The 16,030-nt window shown below is 60.8% G+C and carries 12 protein-coding genes and 3 pseudogenes; 5 read left to right on the top strand and 10 right to left on the bottom strand.

Going from position 1 to position 16,030, the window contains the following annotated elements:
* Nucleotides 1-82: 82 nt before the first annotated feature.
* Complete coding sequence (locus tag ACP7EE_RS01440) at nt 83-652, bottom strand: HutD/Ves family protein (protein ID WP_426233009.1); 570 nt, start codon at nt 650-652, stop codon at nt 83-85.
* Nucleotides 649-1,359, bottom strand: coding sequence for a histidine utilization repressor (gene hutC, locus ACP7EE_RS01435; protein WP_420647166.1), 711 nt, complete (start codon nt 1,357-1,359; stop codon nt 649-651). Before hutC ends, ACP7EE_RS01440 begins: the two co-directional genes overlap by 4 nt.
* A gap of 146 nt (nt 1,360-1,505) precedes the next feature.
* On the opposite strand from hutC, the gene ACP7EE_RS01430 reads away from it, so the two are divergent.
* Entirely contained in the window at nt 1,506-2,870 is a 1,365-nt protein-coding gene (locus ACP7EE_RS01430) for a formimidoylglutamate deiminase (RefSeq protein WP_426233007.1), read from the top strand.
* A gap of 88 nt (nt 2,871-2,958) precedes the next feature.
* Here the strand turns inward: ACP7EE_RS01430 and ACP7EE_RS01425 are convergent, their stop codons facing one another.
* Nucleotides 2,959-3,528 carry a lipocalin family protein gene (locus tag ACP7EE_RS01425; RefSeq protein WP_426233005.1) on the bottom strand — a complete coding sequence of 190 codons (570 nt, stop codon included), beginning with the start codon at nt 3,526-3,528 and terminating at the stop codon, nt 2,959-2,961.
* A 31-nt stretch (nt 3,529-3,559) separates the two neighbouring features.
* Entirely contained in the window at nt 3,560-3,814 is a 255-nt protein-coding gene (locus tag ACP7EE_RS01420) for a hypothetical protein (RefSeq protein ID WP_420646855.1), read from the bottom strand.
* A 228-nt stretch (nt 3,815-4,042) separates the two neighbouring features.
* On the opposite strand from ACP7EE_RS01420, the pseudogene ACP7EE_RS01415 reads away from it, so the two are divergent.
* The 3 genes and pseudogenes from ACP7EE_RS01415 to ACP7EE_RS01405 all read left to right on the top strand — a co-directional run.
* Nucleotides 4,043-5,128: pseudogene (locus ACP7EE_RS01415) on the top strand (HAMP domain-containing protein); the annotation flags it as partial.
* A gap of 93 nt (nt 5,129-5,221) precedes the next feature.
* A complete protein-coding gene (locus ACP7EE_RS01410) occupies nt 5,222-5,986 on the top strand; it encodes a methyl-accepting chemotaxis protein (RefSeq protein ID WP_426202205.1) in 765 nt (254 codons plus the stop codon).
* A 100-nt stretch (nt 5,987-6,086) separates the two neighbouring features.
* On the top strand, nt 6,087-6,260 hold the full coding sequence (locus tag ACP7EE_RS01405) for a hypothetical protein (protein ID WP_426201826.1): 174 nt from the start codon (nt 6,087-6,089) through the stop codon (nt 6,258-6,260).
* Between the two features lie 75 nt (nt 6,261-6,335).
* Here ACP7EE_RS01405 and ACP7EE_RS01400 read toward each other — a convergent pair.
* From ACP7EE_RS01400 to ACP7EE_RS01375, 6 genes and pseudogenes are all read right to left on the bottom strand, one after another.
* Nucleotides 6,336-6,512, bottom strand: a pseudogene (locus ACP7EE_RS01400) (DUF924 family protein); the annotation flags it as partial.
* Between the two features lie 3 nt (nt 6,513-6,515).
* The gene (locus tag ACP7EE_RS01395; protein WP_420646852.1) at nt 6,516-7,526 is read right to left on the bottom strand and encodes a class 1 fructose-bisphosphatase; all 1,011 of its coding nucleotides are present in this window, start codon (nt 7,524-7,526) and stop codon (nt 6,516-6,518) included.
* 195 nt (nt 7,527-7,721) lie between these two features.
* Nucleotides 7,722-9,086, bottom strand: coding sequence for a DUF3999 domain-containing protein (locus tag ACP7EE_RS01390; RefSeq protein WP_426233003.1), 1,365 nt, complete (start codon nt 9,084-9,086; stop codon nt 7,722-7,724).
* The gene (locus tag ACP7EE_RS01385; RefSeq protein ID WP_426233001.1) at nt 9,083-12,679 is read right to left on the bottom strand and encodes a DUF2339 domain-containing protein; all 3,597 of its coding nucleotides are present in this window, start codon (nt 12,677-12,679) and stop codon (nt 9,083-9,085) included. Before ACP7EE_RS01385 ends, ACP7EE_RS01390 begins: the two co-directional genes overlap by 4 nt.
* A 122-nt stretch (nt 12,680-12,801) precedes the next feature.
* A pseudogene (locus ACP7EE_RS01380) lies at nt 12,802-12,852 on the bottom strand (hypothetical protein); the annotation flags it as partial.
* Nucleotides 12,836-15,286, bottom strand: a complete 2,451-nt coding sequence (locus ACP7EE_RS01375; RefSeq protein WP_426201831.1) for a glycogen/starch/alpha-glucan phosphorylase — start codon at nt 15,284-15,286, stop codon at nt 12,836-12,838. The pseudogene ACP7EE_RS01380 and the gene ACP7EE_RS01375, both read right to left, overlap by 17 nt.
* A gap of 257 nt (nt 15,287-15,543) precedes the next feature.
* Between ACP7EE_RS01375 and ACP7EE_RS01370 the strand changes: the two genes are divergently transcribed.
* Nucleotides 15,544-15,981, top strand: coding sequence for a YkgJ family cysteine cluster protein (locus ACP7EE_RS01370; protein WP_420646848.1), 438 nt, complete (start codon nt 15,544-15,546; stop codon nt 15,979-15,981).
* The last annotated feature ends 49 nt before the right edge of the window (nt 15,982-16,030 follow it).

Genomic DNA, 16,030 nt, shown 5'->3' with positions numbered 1-16,030 from the left:
TTCGGTGTACACCGAATTGGGGCCGCTTCGCAGCCCAGCGGGAGCAAGCTCCCTCGCCACAAGGTATTCGTTGAATCGGGAACTAGCGTGCAGTCAGTTCGATTACGCAGCAACCCGCATCAACAGCAATTTCGACCAACCCGCTGTTACCGTCCAGTTGCAGACAATCATGCCGGCCCAGTTGCGCTGCGCTGGCACCGACCACCACTTCCAGCAGCTCACTGACACTGAACACCAACACCGTCCCCGCCGAGCTGAAAAACCGCTGCTCGCCAACCAGCCATTGCAGCCGTGCGCTGTAACGTTGCGGCGCATAGATCAGGTTGAAGTCGCGAATCGCGCCGCCGAGCAACGTGCAGGAAACCTGACTTTCACCGCTGAAGGCAAACGGGTCGAGGGGTAACAATGGTCGGGTATCGTCGCCGTCGACACACAAGGTCATGCCGTCGCCTTGCAACACCGTGATCACTCGTTGGTAACCGGCGAAGCTCGAGAAGCCGCCAGATTCAGCGATGTCGGCAATCGACAGACGCCAGCCGAAACCATCGAGGCCGGCGCCCGCGTCACGGGTGATTTCTTCAGTGCTGCCGCCGCCGTTTTTCCACGGCATGCGCGGGTAACCTTCTGCGCGTAAAACCTTGACTTGTTTCATTTATGAAACCGCCCTTCCAGACGATGACGAGAACCGGGATGAATGAGGCGCGCCGCCGTGACCGGCTGACGACCCGACCAGGTGCGGCGGCGGATCAGCAGGCATGGCTCGCCTGGTTCGATCTGCAGCAGTTTGCATTCGGACGCTTCAGCGAGGATCGCTTCGACCACGTGCTCGCCCTCAGTCAGCGGCGCGACCTGGTTCAAGTAGGCGTAAGGCGTTTGCAGGGTGAAGTCCTGCTTGAGGTATTCCGGGGCGACCAGCGCGTTGACGAAACGGTCTTCGATTTGCACCGGAATGTCGTTTTCGAAATGCACGATCAGCGAGTGAAAGACCTTCTGCCCTTCACGCATGTCCAGCGCCAGCGCGCGCTCGGAACCGGCGGCCTCTTCTTCGAGGGTGATGACCTGGCAGGTGTGGCGATGGCCGCGCGAGGCGATCTCATCGGCGATGTTGTGCACTTCGAACAGCGCGGACTGGCTCTTCGGTTCGGCGACGAACGTGCCGACGCCCTGCATGCGCACCAACAGGCCGTCAGCGGTCATCTCGCGCAGTGCGCGGTTGATGGTCATGCGGCTGAAACCGAGCTGGCTGACCAATTCGCTTTCCGACGGCACGCGGTAATGCGGAGGCCAGTTACCGCTGTCGATCTGCTGGGTGATCATCTGTTTGACGCGGGCGTACAAAGGCGCCGGACTGTCGCCCATGTTCGCGGCCAACGGAGAAACTGGAGGCGGAGTCGGCACGGTTGATCCCTGTTCATTGGATGAAGGTCGCTAGCTTGCCGGAGTTTACCGGGCAGGCAAACGTCTGTATATGTATATACAAATAACACACGATGGGGTGCTGAACCATGTCCGCCTTCTTTGCCGAACGCGCGCTGCTGCCTGACGGATGGGCCAATAATGTACGTCTTGAGGTCAGCGCCGAAGGCGTTCTGACCCGAATCCAGGCCGATTCCACCGCAGATGGCGCCGAACGACTGAGCGGTCCGTTGCTGCCGGGCATGCCCAATCTGCACTCCCACGCATTCCAGCGAGCGATGGCCGGGCTGGCGGAAGTCGCCGGAAATCCGAACGACAGTTTCTGGACCTGGCGCGATCTGATGTATCGCCTCGTCGGAAAAATCAGCCCGGATCAACTCGGCGTGATCGCCCGTCAGCTGTACATCGAAATGCTCAAGGCCGGCTACACCTCGGTCGCTGAATTTCACTATGTGCACCACGACGTCAACGGCCAGCCGTACGCTGACCCGGCCGAGCTGGCGCTGCAAATCAGCCAGGCTGCGACCTCCGCCGGGATCGGCCTGACACTGCTGCCGGTGCTCTACAGCCACAGCGGTTTCGGTGGCCAGACGCCGAACGATGGCCAGCGCCGCTTTATCAACAGCACTGAGAATTACCTGAATCTGCAATCGCGCCTGCAACCGTTGCTGGCGCAGCAAAAAGCCCAGTCGCTGGGGTTGTGTTTCCACTCGTTGCGCGCGGTCACGCCGCAGCAGATCAGCGACGTGCTGGCGGCGAGCGACAAGCAGTGCCCGATCCACATCCATATCGCCGAGCAGCAGAAGGAAGTCGACGACTGCCTGAGCTGGAGCGGTCGCCGCCCGCTGCAATGGCTGTACGAAAACACCGAAGTCGATCAGCGCTGGTGCCTGGTGCACGCGACTCACGCCAACCCGGAAGAAGTCACGCTGATGGCCAAGAGTCGCGCCATTGCCGGGCTGTGCCTGACCACTGAAGCCAACTTGGGCGACGGGATTTTTCCGGCGGTGGATTTTCTCGCTCAGGGTGGGCGGATGGGCATCGGTTCCGACAGTCATGTGTCGTTGAGCGTGGTGGAAGAATTGCGCTGGCTGGAATACGGTCAGCGGCTGCGCGATCAACGGCGTAATCGTTTGTATGGCGCGGATCAGCCGATGGTCGGGCGCACGCTGTATGACGCGGCGCTGGACGGGGGTGCTCAAGCGTTGGGCCAGCCGATTGGGGCGCTGGAAGTTGGCAAGCGTGCGGACTGGATAGTGCTCGACGGCAATGACCCGTATCTGGCGACCGCCAAGGGTGACGGGATTTTGAATCGCTGGTTGTTTGCTGGCGGCGATCGTCAGGTGCGTGACGTCTTGGTCAACGGCCAATGGGTGGTGCGCGATGGGCGGCATGCCGCTGAGGAAGACAGCAATCGCGCGTTCACCCAAGTGCTGCGCGAACTTTTAGGATAAGAAAATCAAAAGATCGCAGCCTTCGGCAGCTCACAGGAGAAATACCATTCCCCTGTAGGAGCTGCCGCAGGCTGCGATCTTTTAGCTTTTAATGCGAGGTCTTGGCCATCTGCCGATCGGACGCTCGCCAGATCAGTCGCGTGGTGTCGTAACCCTGCTGACGCGCCTTGCTCAGCAATTCTTCACGCACCACCCCGTTGACGGTCGGTGTACGCGACAGCAGCCACAGGTACTTGCGGCTCGGGTCGCCAACGATCGCGGTTTTGTAGTCATCGCTGACGTACAACACCCAATATTGCCCCTTCGCCACACCCGGAATCAGACGCGAAAACCAGTTATCAAACTCGACCCACAATTTGTCGGTCTTGCCCGGCACCTGTGGATAAGCCGTGCCTTTGGCCTCTTCCCACTGCCAGTCCGCCGTCAGGCAGCGGTTGAACACGCCGACATTGCCATCCGGCTTGAGGGTGTAACGGGCTTCGGATTGCGCGCAGTTGCGCTGGAAGTACATCGGCAACCGGGCCAGCTCGTACCAGGTGCCCTGATAACGCTTGAGATTGACACTGTCGACCGTTTTCGGCGCCAACGGATCTTCACCGGATGTGGCGCAGCCGGCCAGTAACAGGCCGGCAAAAAGAACAAGCAATAACCGCTTCATTGTTTTTCTCCCGTGGGCGTATAGCCCCGGTTTACTTCAGGCCTTGGCCGGAAAACATCAGCACTTTGTCACCGGCGTACTGCACGCTGATAAAGCTGTTCTTGTCGCCCCAGGTGCAACTGGACATGCCAAGCGCGCCCGAACAATCGGTGGGTTTGCCGAGCAAGGTCTCGACTTCGGCTTTCGGCATGCCGGCCGACAGCTTCGAATAGTTTTCCTGATTGATTTTGCCGCACGCGGCCAACAACACGCAGAACGACAGCAGGGCGATAGATCGCAGCGACATGGTGTAACTCCTGGAACGAGGGGGGATGGCATGGTGCCAACCAGAAGCTTAGAAGAGAAAACCCCTATCTGGTTCCCTGTACTGAAGGCTATTTATCAGGTCATTCGTCTGGCTTTTACCCATAAATCAAACACTTTTTGGGGCTATTGAGCATTTCGTCGCAATTCACAGGCGGCGCCTAATCTTTGGCGTGAACCGGTCGACACAAGAGCAGCGCAATGCCTTCTGATGTGGCAAATTGCCGCCCTTTCTCGATTTGACCCTCGCGGTAGCTCTCTTATGACCAGAAACATGAAGTTCAGCCACAAGATCTTGCTGGCAGCCGCGCTCGTGGTGGCTGTTGCGTTCGCCTGTTTCATCCTGTTCAACGACTATCGCCAGCGCGAGGCCCTGCAAACCAGCACCGAAGCGTCGATGCAGGAACTTGGCAGTCTGACCACCAGCAACATTCAGACCTGGCTGGAGAGCCGCATTCAGTTGCTGCAATCGATGTCGCAGCAAGTGGTCGCCGATGGCAATGCTCCGGCGAGCCTGAAACGCATCATCGACCTGCCCGCCTACACCGGCAATTTCCAACTGAGCTACTTCGGTGGTGCGGACGGCGTGATGTTCTCGGTGCCGGCCGGTAACCGTGCGCCGGATTACGACCCGCGCGCCCGTGGCTGGTACAAGGCTGCCAACGCCGCACAGCAGACCATCGTCACCGAACCGTACATCGCCGCGTCGTCGGGCAAACTGGTGATCACCGTCGCCACTCCGGTACAGCGTCAGGGCCAGATGATCGGCGTGGCCGGTGCGGACATCGACCTGACCAGCGTCAGCGCGATCATCAACTTGCTGAACTTCGGCGGCCACGGTCATGCGTTCATCGTCAGCGCCGACGGCAAGATACTGATCCACCCGGACAGCAAACTGGTGCTGAAAACCCTGGCCGAGGCCTACCCGAATGGCGCGCCAAAAGTCAGTCCGGGGCTGAAAGAAGTCGAGTTCGACGGCAAGACCCAGTTGATCTCCTTCACCCGCGTCAACGGCGTGCCGTCGGCTGACTGGTACGTGGCGCTGGTGCTGGACAAGGACACCGCGTTCGCGATGCTCAGCGAATTCCGCACCTCGGCGCTGATCGCCATGGTTATCGCCGTGCTGATCATCATCGGCCTGCTCGGCATGCTGATCCGCGTGTTGATGCAGCCGCTGCTGACCATGGGCCGCGCCATGCATGACATCGCCGAAGGTGAAGGCGACCTGACCAAGCGTCTGACTATTTACGGCAATGATGAATTCGGCGCACTGGGCACCTCGTTCAACCGTTTCGTCGAGCGCATTCACACCTCGATCCGCGAAGTGTCCTCGGCCACCGGCCAGGTCAACGAAGTCGCCCTGCGCGTAGTCGCCGCGTCGAACTCGTCGATGTACAACTCCGACCAGCAAGCCACTCGCACCAACAGCGTGGCCGCTGCGATCAACCAGTTGGGCGCCGCCGCCCAGGAAATTGCGCAGAACGCCGCCCTCGCCTCGCAACATTCCAGCGACGCGCGCAGCCTGGCCGAAGACGGTCAGCAAGTGGTGGATAAAACCATCGCCGCGATGCAACAGCTGTCGGCGAAGATCAGCGATTCGTGCGGCAACATCGAAACCCTCAACAGCAACACCGTGAACATCGGGCAGATTCTGGAAGTGATCACCAGCATCTCGCAGCAGACCAATCTGCTGGCACTCAACGCCGCGATCGAAGCCGCCCGCGCCGGTGAAGCCGGGCGTGGTTTCGCCGTGGTTGCCGATGAAGTGCGCAACCTCGCGCACCGCACTCAGGATTCGGCGCAGCAAGTGCAGAAGATGATCGAAGAACTGCAAGTCGGCGCACGTCAGGCAGTGAGCATCATGACCGACAGCCAGCGCCAGAGCGAAAGCAGCGTCGGCATTGCCAATCAGGCCGGTGAGCGACTGGGCAGCGTGACTCAGCGTATCGGCGAGATCGACGGCATGAACCAGTCGGTAGCGACCGCGACTGAGGAACAGACGGCGGTGGTCGAGTCGATCAACGTGGATATCAACGAGATCAACACGCTGAACCAGGAAGGGGTGGAGAACTTGCAGGCGACGTTGCGGGCTTGTTCGGATCTGGAGCAGCAGGCTGCGCGGTTGAAGCAGTTGGTGGGTAGTTTCCGGATTTAATACGCGGCCACTAACTTCTTCGCGAGCCTGCTCGCGAAGGCGGGTTAACTGACGCAGAATGCCTCCAGCCTGATCCGCAACTCACTAAGAGGTTTGACTGATGAACAAGAAACAGGATTGCGCTCATCCAGACCAAAGGACTTTCTTGGCCATCCTTGCATTGAGTGCCAAGGAAATTGAACAAGGAAAATACAAAGATGCTGAAACCTTGTTTTTTGAATTAGATGAAATGGACACAGTTCAACAAAATAGCTCAGGCGAGCTAAAAGCTTGAACCAGGCTGACCGAGAAACATTAACTCCTCCGCACTAGACTCCCGCTCCAAAATCGCATTGCGATGCGCAAACAACTCGATCAATTCACCGGCCAGAGCCTGATCGACAAAGACCCCGAAACGCTCTCGCGCTTCGAGGTCTTGACTGTCGCGTTTACCGAACCATAACTTGCCCTGTTGCGCCGCCACTTCGTTCGGCGATTCGGCATCACCGAACCACCAATCGAGCAACGGCTGCCAGGGCGCGTTCATGGTTTATTCCTTGTGGTAAGCCGTAACGCGGGCAACTTCTTCTTTCGAGCCGAGGTACACCGCTACGCGCTGGTGCAGGCCTTCAGGCTGGATGTCGAGGATGCGCTGGTGACCGTCGGTGGACGCGCCGCCCGCTTGTTCAACAAGGAACGACATCGGGTTGGCTTCGTACATCAGACGCAGTTTGCCCGGCTTGGACGGCTCACGGCTGTCGCGTGGGTACATGAACAGACCGCCACGGGTCAGGATGCGGTGTACGTCGGCAACCATCGCGGCCACCCAACGCATGTTGTAGTTCTTCTTCAGCGGGCCTTCTTCGCCAGCCAGCAACTCGCCAACGTAGCGCTGTACCGGAGCTTCCCAGTGACGCTGGTTGGACATGTTGATCGCGAATTCCTGGGTGGTTTCAGGAATGGTGATGTCTTCGTGGGTCAGGACGAAGCTGCCCATTTCACGGTCCAGGGTAAAGCCTTTGACGCCGTCGCCGAGGGTCAGGATCAGCATGGTCTGCGGGCCGTAGATCGCGTAACCGGCAGCGACCTGCTGGGTGCCTGGCTGCAAGAAAGCCTTCTCGTTCAGCGGCTCGTTCTGGGTCAGGTATTCGTTCGGGCAACGCAGTACCGAGAAGATCGTGCCGACTGGCGCGTTGATGTCGATGTTCGACGAACCGTCCAGTGGGTCGAATACCAGCAGGTACGCGCCCTTCGGGTATTTGCCCGGGATCTGGTAGGCATTGTCCATTTCTTCGGACGCCATGCCGGCCAGGTGACCACCCCATTCGTTGGCTTCGAGCAGGATCTCGTTGGAGATCACGTCGAGTTTCTTCTGCACTTCGCCTTGCACGTTTTCCGTGCCCATGCTGCCCAGAACACCGCCCAGGGCGCCTTTGGAGACGGCGTGGTTGATTTCTTTACAGGCGCGCGCCACCACTTCGATCAGAAAACGCAGATCGGCAGGTGTGTTGTTGCTACGGGTCTGCTCGATCAGATAGCGACTCAGGGTAACGCGGGACATGGACGGCTCCGGTGGAATGGGGGGCTAAAAACCCGCGCAGTTTACAGGGAGTCTGAAAACGTAGCGAGCAATGACGCCGGGGAACGTGCGTCGGGTGCAATTCCTGCTATCAGACGTGATCGACTGCACAGAGTTCAGGTATCGCATTAAGCGTAGATGGAAACCCGACGGGCGCGAGCGGCGCACCCGCGATCTTCAGGACTTCGCCGGCGGCTTGCGCAACAGACTGAAAGCCATTGCGCCGAGGAATACCACGCTCAGCAGCAACACTGCCCACAGGCCGAATTTCTTCCAGTTGGTTTGCTCGGCCACTGTAGCGGTGGCCGGCGCAGTCGGGGTCGCGACCGCTGCGCCTTGTACCGTGGCCTTGCCCAGCGCGGCGAGTTTGGCCGGAGTGAAATCGGGAATCAGCGTCGACAGCGGCAGGTTCGCGATTTTCACGGTCGGATTGCCCAGCGCGAGACTGAACGGGCCTTCGCCGCGAGCCAGAAAGATTACTTGAGTGGCGCGCACCGCGTACTTCACGCTCGGCGCCTGCTCCCCTAGACCGCCTCCGCGCTCATCAACTGTCAGCTTGAGCTGCTGCACCGGCTGCCCGTAGAGCTGCAATTCGTTCTGCACCACATCCTGACCGTTCTGCGTCAGGCGATAGAGCAAACCGCTGCTCAACGTCTGCCATGGCAGGCTGCTTTCGCGACGACCCGCCAAGGTCACCGGCGCCAGGCTGTTCGGCTGCTTCAGTTCGACCTGCACCCGCTCGACATTCAGCCCCATCGGCAACTGCCAGGTGTATTCGCCGGCCTTGGTAGTGCTGCCGGCCAACGCTTGCGACCAGACCAATGGCAGCGGCAGATTACGTGGGTCGCTGCTTTTCAGTTGCGCGGAGGTGAGGATTGGTGCGAAGGATGAAGAATCCCATAGCAGCCTCAGGTAACGTGCCGATCGCCCCGGCAGTGCCACTTCGTGCTGCTCGATCCTCTCGTCGGAAAACGTCAGACGCGCGACCTGGCCCTCGCCCCAAGCCTGCCAGTGCTGCAAGTCGTCGCTGGCTTCGATGCTGAAACGCTGGAAGCCGTCGCGCTCGCTGGTCCAGTCGAGGATCAACTGCTGCAACGGCGCCTTGATCGCGCTGGCGTCGAGCAGCCAGCCGCGCAAGACTTCTTCGCCCGCTTCCAGTTGGCTCGACGGCTGCACTTCGACCAGCGTGCCATTGGCGCTGGATTGCACACGCACGCTCGGCGCGCGTTCGGTGGCATCGGCCGAGTTGTACAGCGGGAACCATTTCACATCATTGAGCCTGCCGTCATCGCGGGTCTGCGCCGATTCGCGGGCCAGCGCATAGGCTTGGGGTTCGCCGGCAGCGTTGAACACGCGCAAGTCGCTGAGATCGGTCTGACGCGCCTGTAATTGCACGTTCAGCGGCAGTTCGAGGCGATACCACGGCCCGCTGCCACTCACCGCCAACAGCACCTGGGCGGCGAAGTCCGCCGGTTTTTCCTGCGCGCCCACACTCATCGCCATGCCCAGCAGCAGCCAGACCGGATTCAGCTTTTGACTCAAGACGAAACTCCTTCGGTTTCCGGCGCGGGCTTGTCCGCCGCCGGTGCAGCGTCGACGCGTTTTGGCGGCAGCGGCGCGAAGTAGCCCACCACCAGCAGCAACACGCCAACGCCGATAAACGAGACGATCCGCGCCAGCCCGCCACGGTTGCTCAATTCGACAAAAATCAGTTTGGTCACCACCAGCGCAATCAACGCCGCGCCGATCAGCCACACCTCGCGACGATGACGCAGATGCCCGCCGATCATCAGCCCCAACGCCATCAGCGTCCAGACGATGGACAACCCGGCCTGCACCAGCATCGAACCGAGCAGTTGATCCAGCTCAAACGGCACGCCGGCCCAATGGTGCGCGGCGCGCATCACCAGCACGGTGCAGAAGGCGAACAGCGAAACACCGGCAATCAATTGCGTGGCGTTGTTGGCGTAATCCTTGCGGATCGACAGTTGCGTTACGGCACTGCGCGACCAGACGTAAACACCGAACAGGGCAAACAGCAGGCCCAACTCCAATGGGTTGATCAGCGGTACGTATGGCAACGGTTCGGCGTTGCCGTCGCTGACGGCGTTGGCCAGCCAGAACCAGCCGAGCATCAACACCGCCAACGGCGCTGCCGCGTACAAGCGGTATTCGCGCGGGAACGCCGCCACCGGCCACGGCCAGTTGCGCGGCGCAGCCATTAGCAATAAATACGCACTTGGCAGAATTGCCCAGCCCAACCAGCGCCAGGCGTTGTATTGCTCGGACAACAGCAGCAAGCCGTAGCGCAACTCCAGCGCCAGCACGCCGATCAGCAGCCAGCAACCGAGCACATGCGCCGTGCTCAACGCGCGCGCCGGCAGCATCGGCGCCAGTCGCCGCAGGCTGAAGAAATGCACGGCGAACACCGCTGCCCACGCCAGCCAGCCGAAATCAGCCGCCGGGTGATAACGCGAGTGCCACGCTGCGAGCAACACCAGCGCTGAAGCCGGAATCAGCAAGGTGCAGAGCAGCCCCAGTGCCGGCCATCTCAGGCGCAGTGACAACAGTGTCCACAGCGCAACACTCAGCGCCGCGACCAACAGCAGCAACGTCGCTTGCAGGTTCAGCGGCGCAAAGCGCAGCACTTCGCTGACCCACGCCAGCGCCCACCAACCGGCGCCCCAGATCAATAGCACCTCAGACAGCCGCTGCAAACTCAGCACATCGAACGCCGAGGCGTGATTGCCCTGCTGCAAGCGCCAGGCGCCGATCATCGCTGCCAGCCCCAACACCAGCGGCGTCCAGAATCCGCCATGCGCCAGCGGCGTCAAACCTTGGCTCGACAGCGGTCCGAGCAATTGCGGCCCGGCCAGCAAAAACGCCGCACCGCCGATCAACTGCAACAGCAGACCAAAGACAAAACTCACACGCTGCTTGAGATACAGACTGAGCCAGATGATCAACAATCCGCTGGCCGCCCACACCGCGCTCGCGGTCTGCCATGGCAGCACGAACAGCACCGCCAGATTGATCAGCACCAAGCCCGCCAGCAGCACCACCGACAAGCCGCGCAGCAGCCGCACATCGCTGCGCACCATCTCGTCGCGCGCTGCCAGCAACATGCCGGCAATCAGCGCCAGACCGATCAGCGAAGCGCTGAGCAGGCCGCTCCAACCGGCGTTGAACACTGCCGCCGAATCCTCTCCCGCGCCTTGCAGACGCAACAGGAACAACGCCCCGCCAAGCAGTTGCACGGCAAACGCGGTGAACAGGAAGGTGCGCGATTGCAGGCGCAGCCCGACAAACAAAGTCACGAGTCCCGCGAGCGCCCAACTGATCGCCGTGCCGTGGGTGAAGAAGAACAGCGGCGCCAGCAGATAGAGGAACGTCAGGCCCAGAGCTGCCAGCACCGGCAAGCCTTGGCGCTCGCGATCAGAAGCCTGCTCCGGCGACGCCTGGCGCAGTTGATAGAAGCTGAACAGCAACGCCGCGCCCAGCATCAATGCGCCCAGCGGCGAACCGTCGAGCAGACTGCTCTCGCCGATGCGCAACTGACTGAGAAAGGCCAATGCCGAACCCAGTTGCAGCAACAACGCAAACGCGCGGGCAAACGGTCGATGCTGACGCAGACCGAGCCAGAAAATCCCCGCGCCCTCAACTGCCCACGCCGCCGACGTCCAACGCGCATCGAGGCCCAGCGGAATCGCCAGACTGGCGAAAATCACTCCCAACGCCAGACAGGTTTCCGCCAGCAGCAATGCGCGTCCGCCCATCAACACCTTGGCGAGAACCATGTAGATCGCGCCCAGCGCCAGCGCGCTGAATGCGGCGGCAAACTCCAGATGCTGCACCAGTGCGAACTGCAGGCCGAAACCCACCAGCGGCGGGCCGAACAGCATCGTCCCGTCGACGTAGTCACCCTTGCGCGCTGACCAGTGCAGCAGCGCTTCACGGTCGCCATCGGCCGGCGCATCCGGCATGTCGAGCAACTTGCGCCGGGCGAACAGCAAGCCGATGGCCAGGTACATCAGGAAAAACAGGATCAGGAACGGCTCGGTGCTCCACAGCAGCTCCGGCGTATACGAACGCAGGCCCCAGGCGAAACCGATGCCGAAGGTGCCGACAAACCCGATCAGGTTGAGCAGACGCCAGGCCTTGAACCAGGCGATGGCGAGGATGCCGGTGTTGAGCAGCGCGAAATAGCTGAACAGTGCGACATGGTTGCCGGCGCCGGTCGAGGTCAGGATCGGTGCTGCGAAACCACCCAGCGCGGCGGCGCATGCCAGTGCCAGAGAATCCTGAGTGATCGCCAGAATCGCCGAGAACACCGTGACTGCCACCAGCAATCCCAGCGCTGCCGTCGGATCGAGCAACGGATGCAAGCGCATCGCCGCGAACACCGTCAGATACAACACCGCGATCCCGGTGCCTTGCAGCATCAACGCGTAATTAGTGTTGCGATGCCGCAGCCACCAGCCGAGCGCCAGCAGACCCAGCGCCGCTGCCGCGACCCCGGCGTAACGCAATTCGATTGGCACTACCATGCCTTCGGTGGCGTAGCGCAGCAGGAATGCCAGACCGAAGAACAACAGCACCACGCCGACCCGCAATACGGTGTTGCCGCCGAACAGCCAGTTGCGCGCGGCACCGATGGCGCGGTCGAACAGGTTCGGGCCACGCGGTTCGGCCGGGGCTGGCGCTTCGCGGGGGATCGGCTCCGGACGCCAGACATCGGCCGGCAACGGCTGGCTTGATTCGACGGTGGCGGCGGATAGCGGTTCGAGTTCGGGCGGCAGCTCCCAGATCAGTTCCGGGGCAGCGGCAGGCGCTTGTTCAAATATCGTGACAGGCTCAGGGACGGGCTCGCTGACCGGCGCAACACTCGGAGATGGCGGTGGCGCCGGCTGAACGCGCGCGCCCTCAAGCAGAAACAAGCGCTGCTCGACACCCTGCAACGCGACTTTTGCCTGCTCAAGTTGAAGCTGTTGCTCCGCCGTTTGCGCGCCGAGACGCGCGATGCGCAGCGTCTGACCGATGGCCAGCCCGAGCAATGCACCGAGCAGCGCGCCCTCGACCGACTCGTCGAGCAGTCCGCCGAGCAGCAGCCCGATCAACATGAACATCCATTGCATGGTCGATATCCCTGAGCGCGAAGGCTAATCCGGGAAGATTAGCGCAGCCTGATCGAAAAAGATCGCAGCCTGCGGCAGCTCCTGCACAGGTTATGCAGGAGCTGTCGCAGGCTGCGATCTTTTCAGCCGCGCCAGTATATCGAGCCGTGCTGGAAGTTACTCCAGCGCCTTCCAGATTTCCGTGGCGTACTCACGAATCGTCCGGTCGGAAGAAAACCAGCCCATGCGCGAGGTGTTCAGCACTGCCGAGCGCCACCACTGATTGGCGTCATGCCAGTGCGCTTCCACGCGCATCTGCGCGTTCCAGTAGGAGTCGAAATCGGCGCAGACCAGAAAGCGGTCGTAGTCGATCAGCGAATCGATCAAACCGGTGTAGCGCGAGGTGTCGTCCGGCGAGAACACACCACTGCGGATCGCCTGCAACACATCGTTGAGGCGATGCGATGCAGCGATATCCGGCAAGGCGCTGAACTCGTGGTTCTGTTTGCGCGCTTCGACCTGCTGGGCCGAGAGACCGAAGATGAACATGTGCTCGGCACCGATGCGCTCGCACATTTCCACGTTGGCGCCGTCGAGGGTGCCGATGGTCAACGCACCGTTGAGGCCAAACTTCATGTTGCTGGTGCCCGACGCCTCGAAACCGGCAGTGGATATCTGTTCGGACAAGTCGGCCGCCGGAATGATGCTCTCCGCCAGACTGACGTTGTAGTTGGGCAGGAACACCACTTTCAGCAGCCCGCGCACGGTCGGATCGTTGTTGACCACGCGGGCGATGTCGTTGGTCAGCTTGATGATCAACTTGGCCTGGTGATAACTCGCCGCTGCTTTACCGGCAAAGATTTTCACCCGTGGCACCCAGTCGGTTTCCGGCTCGGCGCGAATCGCCTGATACAACGCCACGGTGTGCAGCAGGTTGAGCAACTGGCGTTTGTATTCGTGAATGCGTTTGACCTGCACGTCGAACAACGCCGCCGGATTGACCGCAATCCCCAGCCTTTCGTGAATCAGATAGGCCAAAGCCTTTTTGCTGTGCAGGCGTTGCTCGGCGAAGGCTTTGCGGAACGCCGGTTTTTCGGCGAACGGCTCAAGCTCAGTCAAGCGGTCTTCGGCGTGATCAAGCACGTCCGGTCCGAGGGCATCGACCAGCATCGAGGTCAGTTCGGGATTGGCCTGATACAACCAGCGACGAAAGGTGATGCCGTTGGTTTTGTTGTTGATGCGCTCCGGATACAGCTTGTGCAGCTCGGAGAACACGGTTTCGCGCATCAACTGCGTGTGCAGTCCGGACACGCCATTGACGCTGTGCGAACCGAGGAACGCGAGGTTGCCCATGCGTACTCGGCGCCCATTGTCTTCCTCGATCAGCGACACCGCCCGCAGCACGTCGAAATCGTGAATGCCTTTGGCGCGCAGCGAATCGATGTGCTGGGCGTTGATCAGATAGATGATCTGCATGTGCCGCGGCAGCATGCGTTCCATCAGGCCGACCGGCCAGGTTTCCAGCGCTTCGGGCAGCAATGTGTGGTTGGTGTACGACAGCGTATCGACGGTGACCTGCCATGCAGCGTCCCAAGCCACGTCGTAAACGTCGACCAGTTGGCGCATCAGTTCAGCGACGGCAATCGAGGGGTGCGTGTCGTTGAGCTGAATCGCGGCGTGATCGCCCAGGGTCAGTACCGAGGAGTGCATGTTGCGATGACGACGCAGCAAATCCTGCAGCGACGCGGCGACGAAGAAATATTCCTGACGCAGACGCAACTCCTGCCCCGCTTCGGTGCTGTCCGCCGGGTAGAGCACGCGGGAAATACTTTCGGCGCGGGCGACTTCGGCCACGGCGCCCAAGTGGTCACCGGCGTTGAAGCGTTCCAGGTGCAAATCTTCCACGGCGCGAGCGCGCCACAGGCGCAGGGTGTTGACGCTCGCCCCACGCCAGCCGACAACCGGCGTGTCGTAAGCGATGGCGCGGACGGTTTCGCCCGGTGTCCAGACTTGTTTGGATTTGCCATTTTCATCGATTACGGTTTCGACGCTGCCGCCGAAGCCGATCGGATAAGCCACTTCCGGCCGCTCGAATTCCCACGGGTTACCGAAATCCAGCCAGTGTTCGGTCTGCTCCTGTTGCCAGCCATCAACGATGGCCTGGCGGAACAAGCCATGCTCATAACGAATCCCGTAACCGTGGCCGGCAATGCCGAGGGTCGACATGCTTTCCATGAAGCATGCAGCCAGACGTCCGAGGCCGCCGTTACCCAGCGCCGCGTCGGGTTCGAGAATGCGGATGCGCTCCAGATCAACGCCCAGCTCAGTCAGCGCTTCGCGCGCCACATCGAGCAGGCCGAGGTTGCTCAGGCTGTCGTAGAGCAAACGGCCGATGAGGAATTCCAGCGAGAGGTAGTACACCCGCTTCTGGCCTTTGCGGTAAATCTGCCGGGTGTGATCCATCCAGTGCTCGACCATGTGATCGCGCGCCGCCAGAGCGATGGCTTCGAACCAGTCATGGTCGAAGGCGTGATCCGGGTCTTTGCCGACCGCGTAGGTGAGTTTGGTCAGGACGGCATCGCGGAATGCGGCCACCTCTGCTTCGCGAACTAGTGGTTCTTGAGTCATCGATAGGACCTCGAGCGAGCGGGAATTGTCAGAGCCTAGACGGTCTGACCGGCAGTAGGGCATGTCGTTCGGCAGTATTTCCTGTATCTGCAAGTTGGTACGGCATTCCCTTGGCGGATGCCCTGATCAATGCAGGGGCCGTGCCGATTTGTCGGCCCCGGGGTACGCACCCGGAAAAAATCTGGCGAAAGGTTGTTCAAAAATCCACCAGTCCCGGTATGATCGCGCGCCCTGATACACACGCCTGGTAAAACCCGATGATGAAGCCCAACCTGATCGCCGCAGCCGAGATTGACCGTCTCGACACCTGGGCCAAATACACGGCACCGATGTGCGGCTCGTGCATGTCGAGCTGCTGCACGCTGCCGGTCGAGGTCAAGATCAAGGATCTGGTGCGTATCGGCGTGGTCGACGAGTTCGAACTGGGCGATCCGCCGAAGAACATCGCCAAGCGTCTTCAAAAGGACGGGCTGGTCGAACGCTTCAATCAGAAGTCGGGGATCTTCACCCTGCAGCGTATGAGCAACAACGATTGCTACTACCTGGATCGTAAAAGCCGCCTGTGCACCATTTATGACAAACGCCCGGACACTTGCCGCAACCACCCGAAGATCGGACCGCGTCCGGGGTATTGCGCGTACAAGCCGAAAGAAGTGGTGCGTGAGCAGAATTTCAAGCCGATCGAGCGCTTTTGATTTTTGTGGCGGCTGACAGGCCGCCATCGCTGGCAAGCCAGCTCCCACA

The sequence above is a fragment of the Pseudomonas sp. TWP3-2 genome (assembly GCF_049897765.1).
Classification (GTDB): Bacteria; Pseudomonadota; Gammaproteobacteria; order Pseudomonadales; family Pseudomonadaceae; genus Aquipseudomonas.
This window is presented reverse-complemented; position numbering and strand designations above follow the sequence as displayed.

Excerpts from the sequence above, each read along its gene's own strand:
- ACP7EE_RS01440 (WP_426233009.1), bottom strand. The coding sequence starts at position 652 with ATGAAACAAGTCAAGGTTTTACGCGCAGAAGGTTACCCGCGCATGCCG.
- hutC (WP_420647166.1), bottom strand. The coding sequence starts at position 1,359 with ATGGGCGACAGTCCGGCGCCTTTGTACGCCCGCGTCAAACAGATGATC.
- ACP7EE_RS01430 (WP_426233007.1), top strand. The coding sequence starts at position 1,506 with ATGTCCGCCTTCTTTGCCGAACGCGCGCTGCTGCCTGACGGATGGGCC.
- ACP7EE_RS01425 (WP_426233005.1), bottom strand. The coding sequence starts at position 3,528 with ATGAAGCGGTTATTGCTTGTTCTTTTTGCCGGCCTGTTACTGGCCGGC.
- ACP7EE_RS01420 (WP_420646855.1), bottom strand. The coding sequence starts at position 3,814 with ATGTCGCTGCGATCTATCGCCCTGCTGTCGTTCTGCGTGTTGTTGGCC.
- ACP7EE_RS01410 (WP_426202205.1), top strand. The coding sequence starts at position 5,222 with ATGTACAACTCCGACCAGCAAGCCACTCGCACCAACAGCGTGGCCGCT.
- ACP7EE_RS01405 (WP_426201826.1), top strand. The coding sequence starts at position 6,087 with ATGAACAAGAAACAGGATTGCGCTCATCCAGACCAAAGGACTTTCTTG.
- ACP7EE_RS01395 (WP_420646852.1), bottom strand. The coding sequence starts at position 7,526 with ATGTCCCGCGTTACCCTGAGTCGCTATCTGATCGAGCAGACCCGTAGC.
- ACP7EE_RS01385 (WP_426233001.1), bottom strand. The coding sequence starts at position 12,679 with ATGCAATGGATGTTCATGTTGATCGGGCTGCTGCTCGGCGGACTGCTC.
- ACP7EE_RS01375 (WP_426201831.1), bottom strand. The coding sequence starts at position 15,286 with ATGACTCAAGAACCACTAGTTCGCGAAGCAGAGGTGGCCGCATTCCGC.
- ACP7EE_RS01370 (WP_420646848.1), top strand. The coding sequence starts at position 15,544 with ATGATGAAGCCCAACCTGATCGCCGCAGCCGAGATTGACCGTCTCGAC.